This is a genomic window from Rhodanobacter sp. FW101-FHT13A11 (genome assembly GCF_058790335.1).
The window spans coordinates 18,685-35,717 of record NZ_JBYTCN010000019.1; the positions used below are offsets into that span (position 1 = coordinate 18,685).

The 17,033-nt window shown below is 67.4% G+C and carries 10 protein-coding genes; 5 read left to right on the forward strand and 5 right to left on the reverse strand.

Annotated features, from left to right (window positions below; translation table 11 throughout):
- Positions 1-23 precede the first annotated feature (23 nt).
- Complete coding sequence (locus tag AC3WRN_RS15845) at positions 24-2,921, reverse strand: TonB-dependent receptor domain-containing protein (RefSeq protein WP_492623697.1); 2,898 nt, start codon at positions 2,919-2,921, stop codon at positions 24-26.
- An 877-nt stretch (positions 2,922-3,798) separates the two neighbouring features.
- On the opposite strand from AC3WRN_RS15845, the gene AC3WRN_RS15850 reads away from it, so the two are divergent.
- Positions 3,799-4,413: a DUF4126 domain-containing protein gene (locus AC3WRN_RS15850; protein WP_492623698.1), complete on the forward strand. Its 615-nt coding sequence runs from the start codon at positions 3,799-3,801 to the stop codon at positions 4,411-4,413.
- Here AC3WRN_RS15850 and AC3WRN_RS15855 read toward each other — a convergent pair.
- The 4 genes from AC3WRN_RS15855 to AC3WRN_RS15870 all read right to left on the reverse strand — a co-directional run bounded on the left by AC3WRN_RS15855 (position 4,401) and on the right by AC3WRN_RS15870 (position 9,649).
- Entirely contained in the window at positions 4,401-5,780 is a 1,380-nt protein-coding gene (locus tag AC3WRN_RS15855) for a leucyl aminopeptidase family protein (protein ID WP_492623699.1), read from the reverse strand. The genes AC3WRN_RS15850 and AC3WRN_RS15855 overlap by 13 nt on opposite strands.
- Before the next feature lie 100 nt (positions 5,781-5,880).
- Positions 5,881-6,579 (reverse strand): HAD family hydrolase, encoded by a 699-nt coding sequence (locus tag AC3WRN_RS15860; protein ID WP_492623700.1) that lies wholly within the window; start codon positions 6,577-6,579, stop codon positions 5,881-5,883.
- 13 nt (positions 6,580-6,592) lie between these two features.
- The gene (locus AC3WRN_RS15865) at positions 6,593-7,939 is read right to left on the reverse strand and encodes a LysM peptidoglycan-binding domain-containing protein (RefSeq protein WP_068096244.1); all 1,347 of its coding nucleotides are present in this window, start codon (positions 7,937-7,939) and stop codon (positions 6,593-6,595) included.
- 303 nt (positions 7,940-8,242) lie between these two features.
- Complete coding sequence (locus AC3WRN_RS15870) at positions 8,243-9,649, reverse strand: Do family serine endopeptidase (RefSeq protein WP_492623701.1); 1,407 nt, start codon at positions 9,647-9,649, stop codon at positions 8,243-8,245.
- Between the two features lie 400 nt (positions 9,650-10,049).
- On the opposite strand from AC3WRN_RS15870, the gene AC3WRN_RS15875 reads away from it, so the two are divergent.
- The 4 genes from AC3WRN_RS15875 to darG all read left to right on the forward strand — a co-directional run bounded on the left by AC3WRN_RS15875 (position 10,050) and on the right by darG (position 16,686).
- A complete protein-coding gene (locus AC3WRN_RS15875) occupies positions 10,050-13,322 on the forward strand; it encodes a ribonucleotide reductase barrel domain-containing protein (protein WP_492623702.1) in 3,273 nt (1,090 codons plus the stop codon).
- A gap of 58 nt (positions 13,323-13,380) precedes the next feature.
- Positions 13,381-13,971, forward strand: coding sequence for a hypothetical protein (locus AC3WRN_RS15880; RefSeq protein WP_492623705.1), 591 nt, complete (start codon positions 13,381-13,383; stop codon positions 13,969-13,971).
- A 95-nt stretch (positions 13,972-14,066) separates the two neighbouring features.
- Positions 14,067-14,819, forward strand: coding sequence for a TSCPD domain-containing protein (locus AC3WRN_RS15885; RefSeq protein ID WP_492623703.1), 753 nt, complete (start codon positions 14,067-14,069; stop codon positions 14,817-14,819).
- 145 nt (positions 14,820-14,964) lie between these two features.
- Complete coding sequence (gene darG / locus AC3WRN_RS15890) at positions 14,965-16,686, forward strand: type II toxin-antitoxin system antitoxin DNA ADP-ribosyl glycohydrolase DarG (RefSeq protein ID WP_492623704.1); 1,722 nt, start codon at positions 14,965-14,967, stop codon at positions 16,684-16,686.
- Positions 16,687-17,033: the final 347 nt, after the last annotated feature.

The window sequence follows — 17,033 nt, forward strand, 5'->3', positions numbered from 1 at the left end:
GCCATCCCCGGTTCCCGATCGGATCAGAACTTGATCGTGGCACGGGCCCAGTAGTAGCGGCCGATCGTGTCGTACGTGGCCGTATCCACGTTGTAGTTCGAACCGTTCTGGAAGCTCAGCGGCGGGACCCGGTCGCTGAGGTTGTCGATGCCCACGTCGAGACGGGTGTGGATCTTCGGGATCTCGTAACCCGCCTGGATCGAGTGGTACAGCACCGCCCCCATCGGTGCGCTGGCGCCGGTATCAAGATTGGCGTTCAGGTTGGTCAGGTTGTGGATGTAGCGCGTCTGCCACTGCGCGCTCCAGTTTCCCAGCGACCAGTTCAGCGTCAGCGAACCGCGCCAGCGGGCGATGTTGCCGAACTGCATGCTGTAGGTGCCCGCGTATTCGATGCTCTGGGCACCGGGCTGGCCCGGGGTGGCGTCGTTCTTGTAGGTCGAGATGTAGGTGGTGTTGACACCCGCCTTGAAGTTGCCCGGGTCCACGCCGCCCACGTCGAAGTGCGGGATGGCGTAGTTCAGCGTGAAGTCGACGCCGCTGGTGCTCAGGTTGCCCAGGTTGACCACGGGCGTGTTGATGAAATTGACCGCACCGGCCAGCTGGTTGGTGTTGTCGTAGCGGTTGATGTACGAGCAGTACGGGCTGCTGCTGTTGGCGAAGCACGAGTTGACCACCGTCTGCGCGGTGACCGGGGTGAGCATGTCGGACAGGTAGATGTGCCAGAAGTCGACGCTGGTCGACAGGCCGGTGAGCCAGCCCGGCGAATACACGAAGCCGAGGTCGATGGACTTGCCCTGCTCGGGCTTCAGCTTGCTGCCGATGGCCGCGGCGCCCGAGTAGTAGCCGGTGACTTGGCCCAGCGGGTTGCCGCCCCAGTTAGGCGGCACGAACTGGCAGGCGGCGGCATGCTGGGCCAGTTGCGCGCTGGTCAGGCCGACGCACGGGTCGGTGAGGTTGGGGCCGGCGATCGTGCGGCCGTCGTACAGCTCGTCCATGTTGGGCGCGCGGAACACCTGGGAGACGGTGCCGCGCACCAGCAGGTCGGCGATGGGGCGGTATTCGATGGCGAACTTGCCGTTGGTGGTGCTGCCCGAGGTGTCGTAGTTCGAATAACGCACGCCCAGGTCGACATTGAGCGAGTAGGCCCAGGGCTGCCCGGAGAGCAGCGGGATCAGCGTTTCGGCGTACAGCTCCTTCGCCTTGTCGCTGCCGCCACCGGGCGAGCCGCAGGCCTCCTGCAACACGGTACAGGTGCCGGTCACCGGATCGAGGATCGCGTCGCTGGTCACGTTGTAGTTCATCGAGGTCTTGCGGTACAGCGCGCCCACCGACAGCTGCATGGCACCGGCCGGCAGATCCCACAGTTCGCCCGAGGCGTTGGCCTGCACCTGCTTCATGGTGTTGGTCATGGTGTAGACCGGCGCATCCACGCCTTTCCTCAGCAGCGCGGTGACCGCCGGGTCGGCCTGGTTGAAGATGTTCGCGCCGCCGTCGATGGCCACCTGGAACGCCGGCACGTTCACTTCGTTGTAGTTGGTCTGCACGCGATGGGAGTGGCCGTAGTCGAAGCTGGCGTCCCAGATCCAGGTGCTCTGCCCGAAGTTGCCGCGCAGGCCGGTGTTGACCTGCTCGTTGGTGGTGGTGAACGTGTGCAGGCGCGTGCCCAGGCCGGTCAGGCGGATGTTGAAGGGGTAGCCGCTTTTTGCGCCGGTCGGGTCGGCGATCGGATCGACGACCGTGCCCTGGCTGAAGGTGATGCCGAACGGGTTGTGCGGATTGCTCGCCAGCACGTGCCAGCCATCGCCGACGCCGGTCGGTGCGGGGGCGTCCTGGCCGGATGAATTGGTGTGGTTGTAGAACGCGTCGGCGAAGAACGTCACGTAGTCGTTGAACTTGTAGTTGCCGGTGACGAAGACGTTGGTGCGTTCCTGCTGGGTCTGGATGTAGTTGAACGCGTTGTAGTTGAACGTGTCATTGGCGTTGCTGAAGCAGCGGTAGTCGCTGAGGCTGCCGCCGTTGCCGCTGAGCCGGGTGACGTAGGTGTTGGTGGTGCCGGCCCTGGGTGCGCACCCGGGCGACTCCGTGACCGGCACCAGCAGGCGACCGGTCGGGATGGTGTGCGAACCCGACGGCTGCGGGCCGCCGTTGTACAGGTACAGCTGCCGCGCGGAGAAGCTTCGGCGGGGCGCGAGCACCGGGTTGTACTTGTTGTAGTCGATGCCGGCGACGATGTTGCCCTGGTCGCCGCTGGCGCCCACGGTGAACTGCGCGCCGTGGCGCTGGCCGTCGCCGTGGCTGGAAATGCCGTCGTTGACGCTCAGTTCCGCGCCCTTGTAGTCCTTGCGCAGGATGAAGTTGACCACGCCGCCGATGGCGTCAGAGCCATACACGGTGGAGGCGCCTTCGGCCAGCACGTCGACGCGTTCGACCATGTTCTGCGGAATCATGTTGAGGTCGGCGTTGGCCAGGCGCTGGCCATTGACCAGCACCAGGGTGCGATTGGTGCCGAGGCCGCGCAGCGAGACCCGCGCGGCGCCATCGCCGCCCTCCAGCGTCGGGCTGGCGCCGCCGCCGCCGTTGCTGTTGTTCTGGGTATTGGTCGCATTGCCCGAGATGCTGGGCAGCGCCTGCAGCACGTTGCCGAGGGTCGGGCTGCCGTTGTTGGTGATCGCGGCGCGATCCAGCGTGACGACCGGGCTGGCCGTTTCGGCGTCCACGCGACGGATCAGCGAGCCGGTGACGGTGACCGCTTCCAGGTTCTTGGCCTTGCTCGTCGTTGCCGCGGTCGGCTTGGCCTGGTTGGCGGCGGCCGCGTCGCTGGTTGCCGATTCCTGCGCCTGGAGGCTGCCTGCGGCTGCGAAAATGCCCACGCTCAATGCCAGGCGCACGGCCAGTGACAGGTGATTCAAGTTGTATTTCATGCGTTATCCCCGTTTGAAGTAAAGAGTTCCCCGTGCTTCCCCGGCGCGCCGGAAGCGGCACGGGTTCGTCCCGGTTGCGCCATGTCAGGCATTGTGGGTGCCCGATGGCGGCAGTTCGTAGTTCTCGGGCGGCACGGTGTTGCCGCTGAAGCCGCTCCGGGCATCGCCGTGCTGCAGGCCTTGGCTTATTCCCTTGGCTATCGTCTGCAGACGGATGGTGCACCCTGTGGCCGGGCTAGGTGACGCTGGATGGGTTGCGGACCTGCAGGTGGCGCGCGTTTGGCGGCATGCCGATGGGAAATGCGGTGGACGGTGCCAGTGGGGACTGGCCCGGAGGCGGTACGCGATACATCTGGTTCTCCCCGATCATGGTGGATGGTCCGGGATTCGTGACGGCGACGCTTCTTGTGCAGACCCAATCCCTGATGAGCGCTTCCAGCAGCCCCTCCCTAACGGGGCGCGTGTCGCCACGATCCGGTTCGTATGACGCAAGGCGGGTGGGTTTCGCCGCGGGCGGGCCGATCGCAAAATTTTGCGATGCGGTCAATGCAGGCGGTGGAAGACACGGGCCGGTTTTCAGGATCACACGGAAGCGGAAAAAATAACAGCGTCGTGGCGTCAGTTTTGGTTTTCCGTGGCGATCCGGCAGCCGTCCGGCGGCAACATTCCCCAGCGGCCCGGCACGCCTCCGTCACCGCCGTATGGCCGTATGGACGTCCGCAAGGTCGTACACGAGGCAGTGCGGCGAGCCGGCCCCTGGCGATCGGGCGGCGCCGGCGTTTCCCGCATGGCGAGCGTCGCGCGGCTGGACAGAAGTCGGCGCCGCGCGTAAACCCTGCGCTGCAGGACGTCCCCGCACGAGAGGATCCGCATGGACATGTTGCCGAACGTTGCGCTTGCCGGTGGCCTGGCCTGGGCCAGCGGCATCCGGCTGTACGCCACGATCTTCGTGGCCGGCCTGCTCGGCCGGCTCGGCTACGTGCACCTGCCGGACGGCCTGCTGCCGCTGACCGATACCTGGGTGCTGGCGGTGTCGGGCGTGCTGATGCTGTGCGAGTTCCTGGCCGACAAGGTGCCGGCGTTCGACAGCGCCTGGGACGCCATCCACACCTTCATCCGCATCCCGATCGGCACCTTGCTGGCCTGGGGCGTGTTCAGGGATTCCGGCGCCGGCGCACAGCTGGCGGCGGCCCTGCTCGGCGGCGCGCTGGTGGCCGGCACGCATTTCACCAAGGCCGGCACGCGCGCGCTGATCAATACCTCGCCGGAGCCCTTCAGCAACTGGGGCGCCAGCGTAGGCGAGGACGTCGGCTGGGTCGGCGGCCTGTACCTGATGTGGCGGCACCCGCTGGCGCTGCTGATCCTGCTCGGCCTGTTCGTGCTGCTGATGTGCTGGATGCTGCCGAAGATCGCGCGCGGCCTGCGCGTGCTGCGGCAGCGCCTGCAGCGCTTCGGCCGGCAGGTGTCCGGCGGCGACGCTCAGCCGCCGTAGCGCTGCCGCAGGAAGGCGAACATCGCGCGCAGGCCCATCGCCTCGCCGCCGCGCGGGCGGCCGGGGCGGTCGGCCTCGTTCCAGGCGTAGGTGTCCAGGTGCAGCCACGGCGTGCCGTCCGGCACGAAGCGCTCCAGGTACAGCGCGGCGGTGATCGCGCCGGCATGCCGCGACGGGCCGGCATTGGCGAAGTCGGCCAGGTAGGAGTCCAGCATCCGGCGGTACGGCCGCCACAGCGGCAGCTGCCACAGCGGGTCGTCGACCGCGCGGCCGGCGGCCAGCGCGGCGGCCGCGGCGGCTTCGTCGTTGGCGAACAGCGCCGGCAGGTCCGGGCCCAGCGCCACGCGCGCGGCGCCGGTGAGGGTGGCGAAGTCGACGATCAGGTCCGGCTGCTGCTCGGCGCCGTAGGCCAACGCGTCGCACAGCACCAGGCGGCCTTCGGCGTCGGTGTTGTCGATCTCCACCGAGTGCCCGGCGCGGGTGACCACCACCTCGCCCGGGCGCAGCGCGTTGCCGGCCACGGCGTTTTCCACCGCGGGAACCAGCAGGGTCAGCCGCACCGGCAGCTGCGCCTGCATCACCAGCCCGGCCAGCGCGATCGCGTGCGCCGCGCCGCCCATGTCCTTCTTCATCCAGCGCATGCCGTCGGCGGACTTCAGGTCGAGCCCGCCGGTGTCGAAGCACACGCCCTTGCCGACGATCACCAGCTTCGGGTCGGCCTTCCTGCCCCAGCTCAGCTCGACCAGCCGCGGCGCGCGGTGGCTGGCGCGGCCGACCGCGTGGATGGTCGGGAAATTGGCCTTGAGCAGTTCGTCGCCGACCCACTCACGCAGCTTCGCCTTGTGCGTCTTGCCGAGCCGCTTGATCGCCTCGCCCAGCTGCTCCGGGCCCATCTGCTCGGTCGGCGTGTTGACCAGGTCGCGCACCAGCGCGGTGGCTTCGACCAGCGGCGCCAGCTGCCGCAATTCGGCGGCGGCGACGGCGAGCCGGGCCGGCGCGCGCTTCGGCTGGCGGTAGCGGTTGAACTGGTAGGCGCCCAGCGCCCAGCCCAGCGCGGCCTGGGCCGGATCGCCCAGCACGCCTTCGTCGGCGAGGTGGTAGGTCGCCTCGGGCAGGCTGCAGGGCAGCGCGGCGAGCGACGCCAGCGGCTCGCGCGGGTCGACGCCGGCCAGCACGCGCACCAGCTTGCCGGCGTCGTCGCACAGCAGCGCGAACGTGCCCGCCGCCGCCGTGAAGCCGCACTCCGCCAGCCAGTGCCGCTGCGCCGCGGTGAGGCGGCGACGGGTCGCGGCGTAGTGCGCGGCGTCGGTGGTCTCGATGGCGATGCTGCGGCGGTTGCCGGGCTGGCGTTCGATCAGGGCGGACATGCGGGATCCTTCGGGCTTGCGGCGGCGCGGTGCGCCGCGTCATGGGCGGTAAACCCGCGATGATGCGCGCATTGCCCGCGGCTTGCCTATGGTCCTTTGGTCATCGGGCGCCGTGCGCGTCCAGCCAGTCGGCCAGCTCGGTCAGGTCGCGCAGGTCGAGTTCGGGCGGCGGGCCCAACTCGTCCGGCCACGGCCGGCCGTCGCGGTTGATCCATGCGGTGCGCAGCCCGGCGTCGCGGGCGCCGGCGATGTCCATCGCCGGATCGTCGCCGACGTGCAGGACCTGCCGCGGCGCCACGCCCAGCCGCGCGGCCGCGGCCAGGAAGATGCGCGGGTCGGGCTTGGCCACGCCGCTGTCGCGCGCGCAGACGTGGTGGGCGAAATGGGCGTGGATGCCGATGCGCTCCAGGTCGGCGTTGCCGTTGGTCAGGCTGGCCAGCGGCCAGCGCGCGGCGATGCGTTCGAGCGCGGGCAGGCTGTCCGGGTACAGCTCCACGCGGTTGCGCGCGGCGAAGTAGATCTCCCACAGCGCCTGCACCGGCGCGTCGTCCATGCCGCAGGCGGCGAACGCCTGCTGCAGGGTGAGCTGGCGCTGGCGGGTGAAGTCGTGCGCCAGGTCCAGCCGCTCGGCGGCCACCTGCAGGCGCAGCTCGCGCATGGCCGCGATCGGCCAGGCGCGGGCCACCTCGGGATGGTGCTGGCGCAGCCAGGCATCCACCGCCTGGTCGGCGCGTTCAAGGGCCGGCAGCACCGGCCACAGGGTGTCGTCCAGGTCCAGCGTCAGCGCGCGTATCGGCACCGCGGTCGGCGCGTCAGTTGTTGTCGATGCGCAGCACCTGGCCGAGCCTGATCTGGTCGTTCTTCAGGTGGTTCCACTCGCGCAGCTTGGCCACCTCGACCGAATGCCGCTTGGCGATCGACGACAGCGTATCGCCCTTGGCCACCTTGTAGGTGGCCGTGGCCTGGCGTGCGTGTGCGCTGACCTGGCCGAAATCCCTGCCGCTGCTGCGGTCGACGGTGGTGGCGCTGCCGTTGGCGTGCTCCACGCTGCTCACGCTGACGTCGGCCACGCTGCCCTGCACCTTGTTCAGGCGGGCGGTCTCCTGCGCGTCGGCGCGGCGCTGCTCCACGGCCTGGCGGGCCGCCAGCGTATCGGGCGAGGTGGGCGCGATGGCGGCGCGGGCCGCGTAGGTTGCGCCCGGCGCCGACACCGGCGTGCTGCGGACGGCGCGGGCGCCGACCTCGGCGAGGATGCGGCTGCGGCGCGCGTCGTCCATCGACGCCAGCGCGCTGCCGTCCTGGTACGGCAGTACCGCATGCTTGCGCAGCGCGGCCTTGGCCGGCTCGGTCTGCATGAAGTCGATGAAGGCCTGCGCCTGGGCGGCCTTCGGGCTGCGCGGGTTGGTCACCAGGTACAGCGGGGTATACAGCGGGTAGCTGCCGTCGGCGATGTTGGCGACGGTGGCCGCCTTGCCGTTGATCGGAATCGCCTTGAGCTTGGGGTTGCCGCTGATGCTGGAGAGCGTCGCCACGCCCAGGCCGTTCGGGTTCAGCGCGACGCCTTCTTCCAGCTTGCGCGTGTTGACGTACAGCCGCGGCGCGGCCACCGGCTGGTTGCCGCGGCCGAACAGCAGGCTGCGCAGGCTGTATTCCACGCCGTCGCCGGGGCTGGCCACCGCGTAGACGTCGATCGGCGCATTGCGGCCGCCGACCTCGCTCCAGTTGTGGATCCTGCCGTAGTAGATGTCGTGCGCCTGCTTCAGCGTGAGGTTGCCGATCGGGTTGGACGACTGGGTGATGATCACCAGGCCGTCCCACGCCACCGGCGTGAAGGTGAGCTGCGCGTTCTGCGCGCTGTCGTCGGCGGCGCGCGCGCTGCCGGCCAGGTCGGCGGTGCCGTTGGCGACCGCGTCGATGCCCGAGGCGGTGTTGAACGGCTGCAGCTCGATGCGGCCGTGGCCGGCCTTCTCCCACGCCTTCGCCACCTCGTCGACCACGCCGTTCGCGGTGGCGACGTCGCCGCGCCAGATCAGGCTGCTTTTGGCGACCGTGCTGGCGCCGGCCTTGGCCTTGGGGTGATGGCTCTTGGCAAGCGCGGGAGTGGCAAGGCATGCCCCGATCAGGGCGACGGACAGCAGGTGGGCAAGACGGACGGACATGGCGATGGAGAGCCCCGGAAAAGTGGTGTGGAGGCGAAAGTATGCCGCCCGGCAGACGCACGGGCGGTGAACGAGTAACGGTATTTCATCGGCCCGAATGCGGAACATCAAGCACTTTCATGCATTTGCGCGGAGACAATGGCTCGGGTTGTGCGCCGGGACACGGGCCGGTGGCGATGGCGGCCACGCTTTTGCCTGAATGGAGCCTCAAAACGCCTCCCACGCCGGTCATTCCGGCGTGCCGCGCCGGCATGCCACGGGACGACCGGCGCAGCGCGGATCGTTCGAGGCGCCCCGGGCGGATCAGTTCACCACCACGTAGCGCGTGTCGCTGCCGTCGGTGACCACCAGCACCAGCTGGCGCGGCTTCACCCCGGCCAGCCCGCGCAGCATGGCCAGGCTGGTGATGCGCTGGCTGCCCACGCCGATCACCACGTCGTCGGTGCCGAGCCCGGCACGGGCGGCGCGGCTGCCCGGCTGCACCGCGCTGACCGCCACGCCGTACCAGCCCTGGCTGCGCAGGTTCTGGCTCAGCTCGCTGAAGCGCACGCCGGCCAGGCGCGGGTCGAGCTGGCCGCCGTCGATGCTGGCCAGTTTCTCCGCGGTGAGCGTGGCGTTGACCTCGCGCGCCTTGCCGTCGCGCAGCACGCCCAGGCGCAGGGTGCTGCCCAGCGGCAGCAGGCCCTCGGCGTTGTGCAGCTCCTGCACGTCGCGCAACGGCTTGCCGTTCAGCGTGGTCAGCACGTCGCCGGGCTGCAGGCCGGCGTGCTCGCCGGCCGAGCCGTTGCCCACGCCGGTGACCACCACGCCGTTGCTGTCCTTCAGCCCCAGCAGCTTGGCGATGCGCGGGGTGATCGCCTGGGTCTGCACGCCCAGGCTGCCGCGCTGCACCTTGCCGTGCGCCAGCAGCTGCGCCATCACCTCGCTGGTGAGGTTGCTGGGGATCGCGAAGCCGATGCCCACGTTGCCGCCGGACGGCGAGAAGATCATCGTGTTGATGCCGACCAGCTCGCCGCGCAGGTTGACCAGCGCGCCGCCGGAGTTGCCGGGATTGATCGAGGCATCGGTCTGGATGAAGTTCTGGTAGCCCCCCGAGCCCGATGAGTTCTGGCCCAGGCCGGAGCGGCCCAGCGCGGAGACGATGCCGGCGGTGACCGTCTGGCCCAGCCCGAACGGGTCGCCCACCGCGACCACATAGTCGCCCACCTGCAGGCCGGACGAGTCGGCCAGCGGCAGCGCCTTGAGGTTCTGCGCCGGGATCTGCACCACGGCCACGTCGGTTTCCGGGTCGGTGCCGATCAGTTTGGCCTTGAAGCTGCGCCCGTCCTGCAGCGTCACCTGGATGTCGTCGGCGCCGCCGACCACATGGTTGTTGGTCAGCACGTAGCCCTTCGCCGCGTCCACGATCACGCCCGAGCCGAGACTTTGCTCGACCCGCTCGCGCGGCACCGCGGGCAGGCCGAAGAACTGGCGCACCATCGGGTCGTCGAAATACGCATCGCGCACCTGCACCCGGGTGGTGGTGGAGATGTTCACCACCGCCGGGGTCACCCGCGTCAGCATCGGTGCCAGCGACGGCATCGGCTGGCTGCCGATCGCGGCCGGCAGGGCGGCGGCACGGACGCTGTCCGGCGCGACGCCGACGGCAAGGACCGTCGCGGCGAACAGGCCGGCCAGCCGGTGCAGGAGGCGGGAGGGCGGCTGCGACATGGGGTTCTCCTCAGGCGTTGAAAGCGGCGCTGCTTCGACCGGATCGCCGCGCCGCGGTTCCTCGGGTCTGAAGGATGCCGCGGGGACTTTACATCGGACGACGCGAGGGTTAATTTGCCTATCCGACAGCAACCACAACATCTTGTGTTCAAGTGCCAGCATCGAGACAAGTGCTGGTGTCGACTATCGCACTCTTGAGGGGGAGTCGTTGTCGTCGGGAACAGCCGGCACAAGGGCTGGAGGGCAATCCTCACGGCCTTGTGGCGTGCCACGGACATAGCATGGTCGACCTAGTCGTACCAAACAGAAAACAACGCCGGCCGCGAGGCCGTTGCGAGAGGTCAGGAAGCCGATGAGCACAGTGCGTGCGCCAGCCACAGGTTCAACCCCGGGTACGAGCATGAGCCCGGCCCAGAACGCCAGCATGAATCGCGACGCCGTCGTGGAAATCCCGCTGCAGCCCGCGTCCTACGACATCTGGGACAAGAAGTACCGCCTGAAGGCGAAGTCCGGCGAGCCGGTCGACGCCAGCATCGACGAGACCTACCAGCGCGTGGCGCGCGCGCTGTCCGACGTGGAGGCCAGCGACGAGCTGCGCGGCCACTGGTACGAGCGTTTCCTGTGGGCGCTGCGCCGCGGCGCGATCCCGGCCGGGCGGATCACCTCCAACGCCGGCGCGCTGGCGCACAAGCCGGCCACCTCCACCATCAACTGCACCGTCTCCGGCACCATCCACGACTCGATGGACGACATCCTGGAGAAGGTGCACGAAGCCGGCCTCACCCTCAAGGCCGGCTGCGGCATCGGCTACGAGTTCTCCACGCTGCGCCCGCGCGGCGCGTACGTGTCCGGCGCCGGCGCATACACCTCGGGCCCGCTGTCGTTCATGGATATCTACGACAAGATGTGCTTCACCGTCTCCTCCGCCGGCGGCCGCCGCGGCGCGCAGATGGGCACGTTCGACATCTGCCATCCGGACGCCAAGGAGTTCATCCGCGCCAAGCGCGAGGACGGCCGCCTGCGCCAGTTCAACCTCAGCCTGCTGATCACCGACGGCTTCATGGAAGCGGTCGAGCACGACCGGGACTGGCCGCTGGTGTTCCCGGTGCACGTGAAGGAACAGGACGAGATCGACCTCGCCGACCCGTCGAAGGTGGTGTGGCGCGAATGGCCCACCCACCAGAACTACGTCGACCGCGAGGACGGCCTGGTCGCCTGCAAGGTCTACGGCACCGTCCGCGCGCGGCACCTGTGGGACATGATCATGGTCTCGACGTACGACTACGCCGAGCCCGGCTTCATCCTGATCGACAAGGTCAACGAGATGAACAACAACTGGTGGTGCGAGCACATCCGCGCCACCAACCCCTGTGTCGCCGCCGACACCTGGGTGCAGACCGCCGAAGGCCCGCGCCAGGTCGCCGACCTGCTCGGCCACGGCTTCATGGCGCGGGTGGATGGCCAGGATCACGCCACCGGCGCCGAGGGTTTCTTCCGCACCGCGACCAAGCCGGTGCTGGCCCTGCAGACCGAGGAAGGCCACCGCCTGCGCCTGACCGAAGACCATCGCGTGCGCCGCGTCTCGCGCCTGACCCGCTGGAGCGTGGACACCGAGTGGTGCGCCGCCGGCGCGCTGCGGCCGGGCGACCGCGTGCTGCTCAACGACCACCGCGCCAATGCGCAGTGGCCCGGCGCGCTGAGCGCGGAACAGGGCTACCTGCTCGGCCTGCTGGTCGGTGACGGCACGCTCAAGCATGAGGTCGCCGTGTTGTCGGTGTGGCCGCAGGCCGCCGTCGTGAACGGCTCGGTGAATGGCGGCGCCCGTGCCCTGATGGCCGAAGCCCTGCGCTGCGCGCAGACGCTGCCGCACCGCGCCGACTTCGCCGGCTGGTCGGAAGTGGCCGGCCGCGGCGAGTTCCGCATGAAGTCCGCCGCCCTGCGCGACCTCGCCTTCGAGTTCGGCATGGGCGTCGGCGACAAGGCGATCACCCCGGCGCTGGAACAGGCATCGAGCGAGGCCTACCGCGGCTTCCTGCGCGGCTTCTTCGACGCCGACGGCTCGGTGCAGGGCAGCCAGGCCAAGGGCGTGTCCGTGCGCCTGGCGCAGTCCGACCTGCCGCGGCTGGAAGCGGTGCAGCGCATGCTGCTGCGCCTGGGCGTGCCGTCGCGCATCTACCGCGATCGCCGCGACGCCGGCGAAAGCCGGCTGCCGGACGGCCGCGGCGGCACGCGTGCCTACGCCACCCAGGCCCAGCACGAGCTGGTCATCGCCGGCGAGCCGCTGCAGCGTTTCGCCGAGCTGATCGGCTTTGCCGACAGCGACAAGGCGACCCGCCTCAAGGCGGCCCTGTCCGGTTACAAGCGCACGCTGAACCGCGCACGTTTCGTCGCCACCGTGGCTTCGCTGCAGGCCGATGGCGTCGAGGACGTCTACGACGTGCAGGTGCCCGGCATCAACACCTTCGACGGCAACGGCCTGCACGCGCACAACTGCGGCGAGCAGCCGCTGCCGCCGTACGGCTCGTGCCTGCTCGGCTCGGTCAACCTGACCACCTTCGTGCGCGACCCGTTCGGCCCCAAGGCGCGCTTCGACTGGGACGAATACCGCGAAGTGGTCAAGGTGTTCACCCGCATGCTCGACAACGTGGTCGAGATCAACGGCCTGCCGCTGGAGCAGCAGCGCAACGAGATCCTGGGCAAGCGCCGCCACGGCATGGGCTTCCTCGGCCTGGGCTCCACGCTGACCATGCTGAAGATGCGCTACGGCAGCGCCGACGCGGTGAGTTTCACCGAGGACGTCTCCCGCGAGATGGCCGTGGCCGGCTGGGAAGTGGCGCTGGACCTGGCCAAGGAGAAGGGCGCCGCGCCGATCCTGCTGCGCGACTACACCGTCACCGGCGACATGCTGCGCAAGCGCCCGGAAATGGTTGCCGACGGCTACAAGGTCGGCGACGCCATCCCCGGCCGCGTGCTGCACGCCAAGTACAGCCGCTACATGCAGCGCATCGCCACCGTGGCGCCGAACCTGGTCGAGCAGCTGGCCGAGACCGGCGCGCGCTTCACCCACCACACCTCGATCGCGCCTACCGGCACCATCTCGCTCAGCTTGGCCAACAACGCCAGCAACGGCATCGAGCCCAGCTTCGCCCACAGCTATTCGCGCAACGTGATCCGCGAGGGCAAGAAGTCGAAGGAAAAGATCGAGGTGCTCAGCTTCGAGCTGCTGGCCTACCGCGCCCTGATCAATGCCGACGCCAAGGTGTCCACCGACGAGCCCGCCAACCGGCTGCCGGACTACTTCGTCGCCGCCGACGACATCGGCCCGAAGGAGCATGTCGACATCCAGGCCGCCTCGCAGCTGTGGATCGACTCGTCGATCTCCAAGACCGCCAACGTGCCCACCGACTACCCCTACGAGGACTTCAAGGACATCTACTTCTACGCCTACAAGCAGGGCCTGAAGGGATGCACCACCTTCCGCTTCAACCCCGCCGCGTTCCAGGGCGTGCTGGTCAAGGAAGCGGACCTTGAAAGCACCCTCTACCGCTTCGAGCTGGAGGACGGTAGTGTTGTCGAACTGAAAGGCAATGAGCAGGTGGAATACGACGGCGAAATGCACTCCGCCGCCAACCTCTTCGATGCCTTGAAGGAAGGCTATTACGGCAAGTTCTGAACCGCCGCACGCCACCCGCGTGCGGCACTCAAGCGGTCCACCGGAGGGGAACACCAGCATGTCCATCGACAACGAAATCGAAGTGAACGCCACCACCACGCCGGCCGTCGCCGAGGCGCCCGCGGTCGTCCTGCCGGTATTGCCGGAAGTCGCGCCGGCCGCGCCGGCCGCTGCCGCGCCGGCGAAGAAGCCGGCAGCGAAGAAGAAGGTCGCCCCGAAGAAGGCGGCGGCCAAGAAGGCTGCGCCTAAGAAGGCCGCGGCCAAGAAAGCCGTGAAGAAGGCGGCGAAGAAAGTGGCCAGGAAGGTTGCGAAGAAAGCGGCGGTGAAGAAGACCGCCGCGAAGAAGGCCGTCAAGAAGGCAGCAAAAAAAGTCGTCAAGAAGGCCGGCGCCGCCAAGAAGGCGGTGAAGAAGGCCGCCAGGAAAGTCGCCAAGGTGGTGAAGAAGAAAGCCGCCAAGGCCACAAGGAAGGTCAGCAGCAAGAAGACGGCCGGCAAGAAGGCCGCACCGAAAAAGGCGGCAGCGAAGAAGTCCGCCAGCAGGAAAGCCGTCGCCAAGACGGCCAAGAGGTCCACTGCCAGCAAGAAGGCGAGCGTCAAGTCGGCAGCGCGCAAGCCCGCCGCCAAGAAGGCCGCCGGCAAGAAGAAGTAAGCAGCACCGCATCCGGCCCGGCCGCAGCGCCGGGCCGGATGATCCAGCACCGCGCCGCGTCCACTCCGGCACCAACACCCAAAGAAGCGAACACCATGGCGATCAAGATCGACAAGAAGATCACGGGCTACAACGTGGTCAAACCCGAAGACAAGGTTGCCGCCGCCCCGGTCGCCGCCGCCGCGCCGAAAGAGCCGCCGTCGGCCGAAGTGATCCAGATGCACGAAAGCGTGGAGCGCCCCGAGACCCTGGTCGGCTCCACCTTCAAGATCAAGTCGCCGCTGTTCGAGCACGCGCTGTACGTCACCATCAACGACATCGTGCTCAACGCCGGCACCAAGCACGAGCAGCGCCGCCCGTTCGAGATCTTCATCAACTCGAAGAACATGGACCACTTCCAGTGGATCGTGGCGCTCACCCGCATCCTCTCCGCCGTGTTCCGCAAGGGCGGCGACGTCACCTTCATCGTGGAGGAGCTGAAGGCCGTGTTCGACCCCCGCGGCGGCTACTTCAAGGCCGGCGGCGTCTACATGCCCAGCATCGTCGCCGAGATCGGCGGCGTGATCGAACAGCACATGAAGAACATCGGGCTGATCCATGATCCGGAGATGGATGACGCCACACGGAAGCTGATCGCCGAGAAGCGCGCGGCGTACGAGGCGCTGGGCGCAAAAAAAAACTCTGAAGTGAGCGGGGCGTCGTCTGCCCCGGGCGCCAATGCCGCGGCATCCGAGGCGCTCACGTTTCCGCCCGGCTCGATGATGTGCGACAAGTGCAACACCAGGGCGCTGGTGCTGATGGACAACTGCCAGACTTGCTTGAATTGCGGGTATTCGAAGTGCGGTTGAATGCACTACGCTCGACCCTGAAATAAGGAAAAGGGCGACAAAACGTCGTCCTTCGGCGATGCCGTACGGGATGCCTTGCGCGGCCACCGGCATCATGCCGATTTCGTGGGGGTAAGCGCGAAGAATTCAGGGGGCGACTAGTAGCATGGGCACGATGCTCTATTCCAGCCTCAACCCTGAAAAGGCGCTGATCTGGCGCATCGTCCACCGCGACAACCTGCCGTGGATTCTGGACAACGGGTTGCACTGCGGCAACGGATATGTGCGGGCTTCGGACTGGGTGAGCATCGGCAATCCGGAGCTGATCGACAAGCGTGCAAACCATCCAGTGCCGCTGCCGCCGGGTGGCTTTCTGAACGACTATGTGCCGTTCTACTTCACTCCGTTCTCGCCGATGCTACGGAACATCCACACTGGCTGGGGCGGCATTCGGAGACAGCCCAACGAGGAAATCGTGATCCTCGTCTCCAGTCTGCATCACGTTGCCACGCAGGGCTGGCCTTTCTTGTTCACCGACAGCCACGCCTATTACCAGTGGGCGAATTTCTATTCCGATTTGGCCGACCTCGACAAGGTTGATTGGCCATTGCTTCAGGCGCGGGATTTCCGGCGCGATCCGGAGGATCCGGCCAAGTTCGAACGGTATCAGGCCGAAGCGTTAGTTCATCGGCACTTGCCTATCAATGGCTTGCTCGGCATTGTGTGTTATACAGTTGACTTGAAGCGAGCCAGAGAAGCAGCTTCAGGCACGAAACTTGAACCTGCCGGTTTATGCTCGCACTGGTTGGTATTTCTGATGATCACGTTCACCCAAGGCAACCTTCTTGAGGCCCGCGCCGAGGTGCTGGTCAACACCGTCAATACCGTGGGTGTGATGGGCAAGGGCATCGCGCTGATGTTCAAGGAGCGTTTTGCCGAAAACTTCCGCCACTACGCCACCGCCTGCAAAGCCAAGGAAGTGCGCACCGGCAAGATGTTCGTCACCGAAGTGAACGAACTGGATGGCCCACGCTGGATCGTCAACTTTCCGACCAAGCAGCACTGGCGCGGCGCTTCGAAGATCGAATGGATCATCGAAGGGCTACAAGATCTGCGCCGCTTCCTAATCGAGAACAAGGTTAAATCCATTGCCATCCCGCCGCTGGGCGCGGGCAACGGCGGATTGGACTGGGCCGAGGTTCGCCTACAGATCGAGGAGGCGCTGGCGGGTCTTGATACCGAAATTCTCGTGTTTGAGCCGACCGGGGAATACCAGAACGTCGCCAAGCGCACCGGCGTGGAGAAGCTGACTCCGGCGCGAGCCCTGATTGCCGAGCTGGTGCGCCGTTACTGGGTGCTGGGCATGGAATGCAGCTTGCTGGAGATCCAGAAGCTGGCTTGGTTCCTTGAGCGCAACATAGAGAGCGCGGGTCTGGCACCGCTGGATTTACGCTTCGCGCCGCACAAGTACGGTCCCTACGCCGAGCGTCTACGGCATCTGCTGGAAGGGCTGGACGGTAGCTACCTGCACTGTGACAAACGCATCGGCGATGCCGGCCCGTTGGATGTGATTTGGTTCGACGACGGACGCAAAACCTTCGTCCAGACCTACCTCAAGAGCGAAGCCAAGGACTACGTTCCTGCGCTGGAAGCCACGGCGGCCTTGATCGATGGCTTCGAATCGCCCTACGGCATCGAACTGCTGGCTACCGTGGACTGGTTGCTGACGAAGGAAGGCGTGGCCCCGAGGGTTCCCGCCGTGCGCGAGGGGCTACGCCACTGGCGCGGTGGCCCAGGTGCAGCGACGCGGAAGGATAGATTGTTCGACGACCGAGCATTGGGCATAGCTTTGAAACGATTGGCACCAAGTGCAACCGTGTCGACTTGAGTTTCCTACGAGGGGACCGCTCCGGCGGGAATTAAGTCGGCATGATTGCCTCGCCCCCTTTGTGGCGCGCGTCCGCCTTGATGCCCAGGTTGCGTTGCCGACAGGTAGGTCAACGGAACGCCAAGTTCCTTGGCCGGCTTGCCCGCCGTCGCGAATCGGCTCGGGGGCCGGGCTCGTACCTTAGCCGTAGAAAGCTATTCGTGGACGGGAATCGCCCGCGGGACCTAGCCGTGTCCCGCAATTCACTGCTCGCAGAGAAAGGCCATCAGGCGGGTTCTACCCCGTTTTCGCGGACAGTTGAGTTAAGGCCGTAAAGGCCCGGTCCCGAACCTCGATTCTGCGTTGCA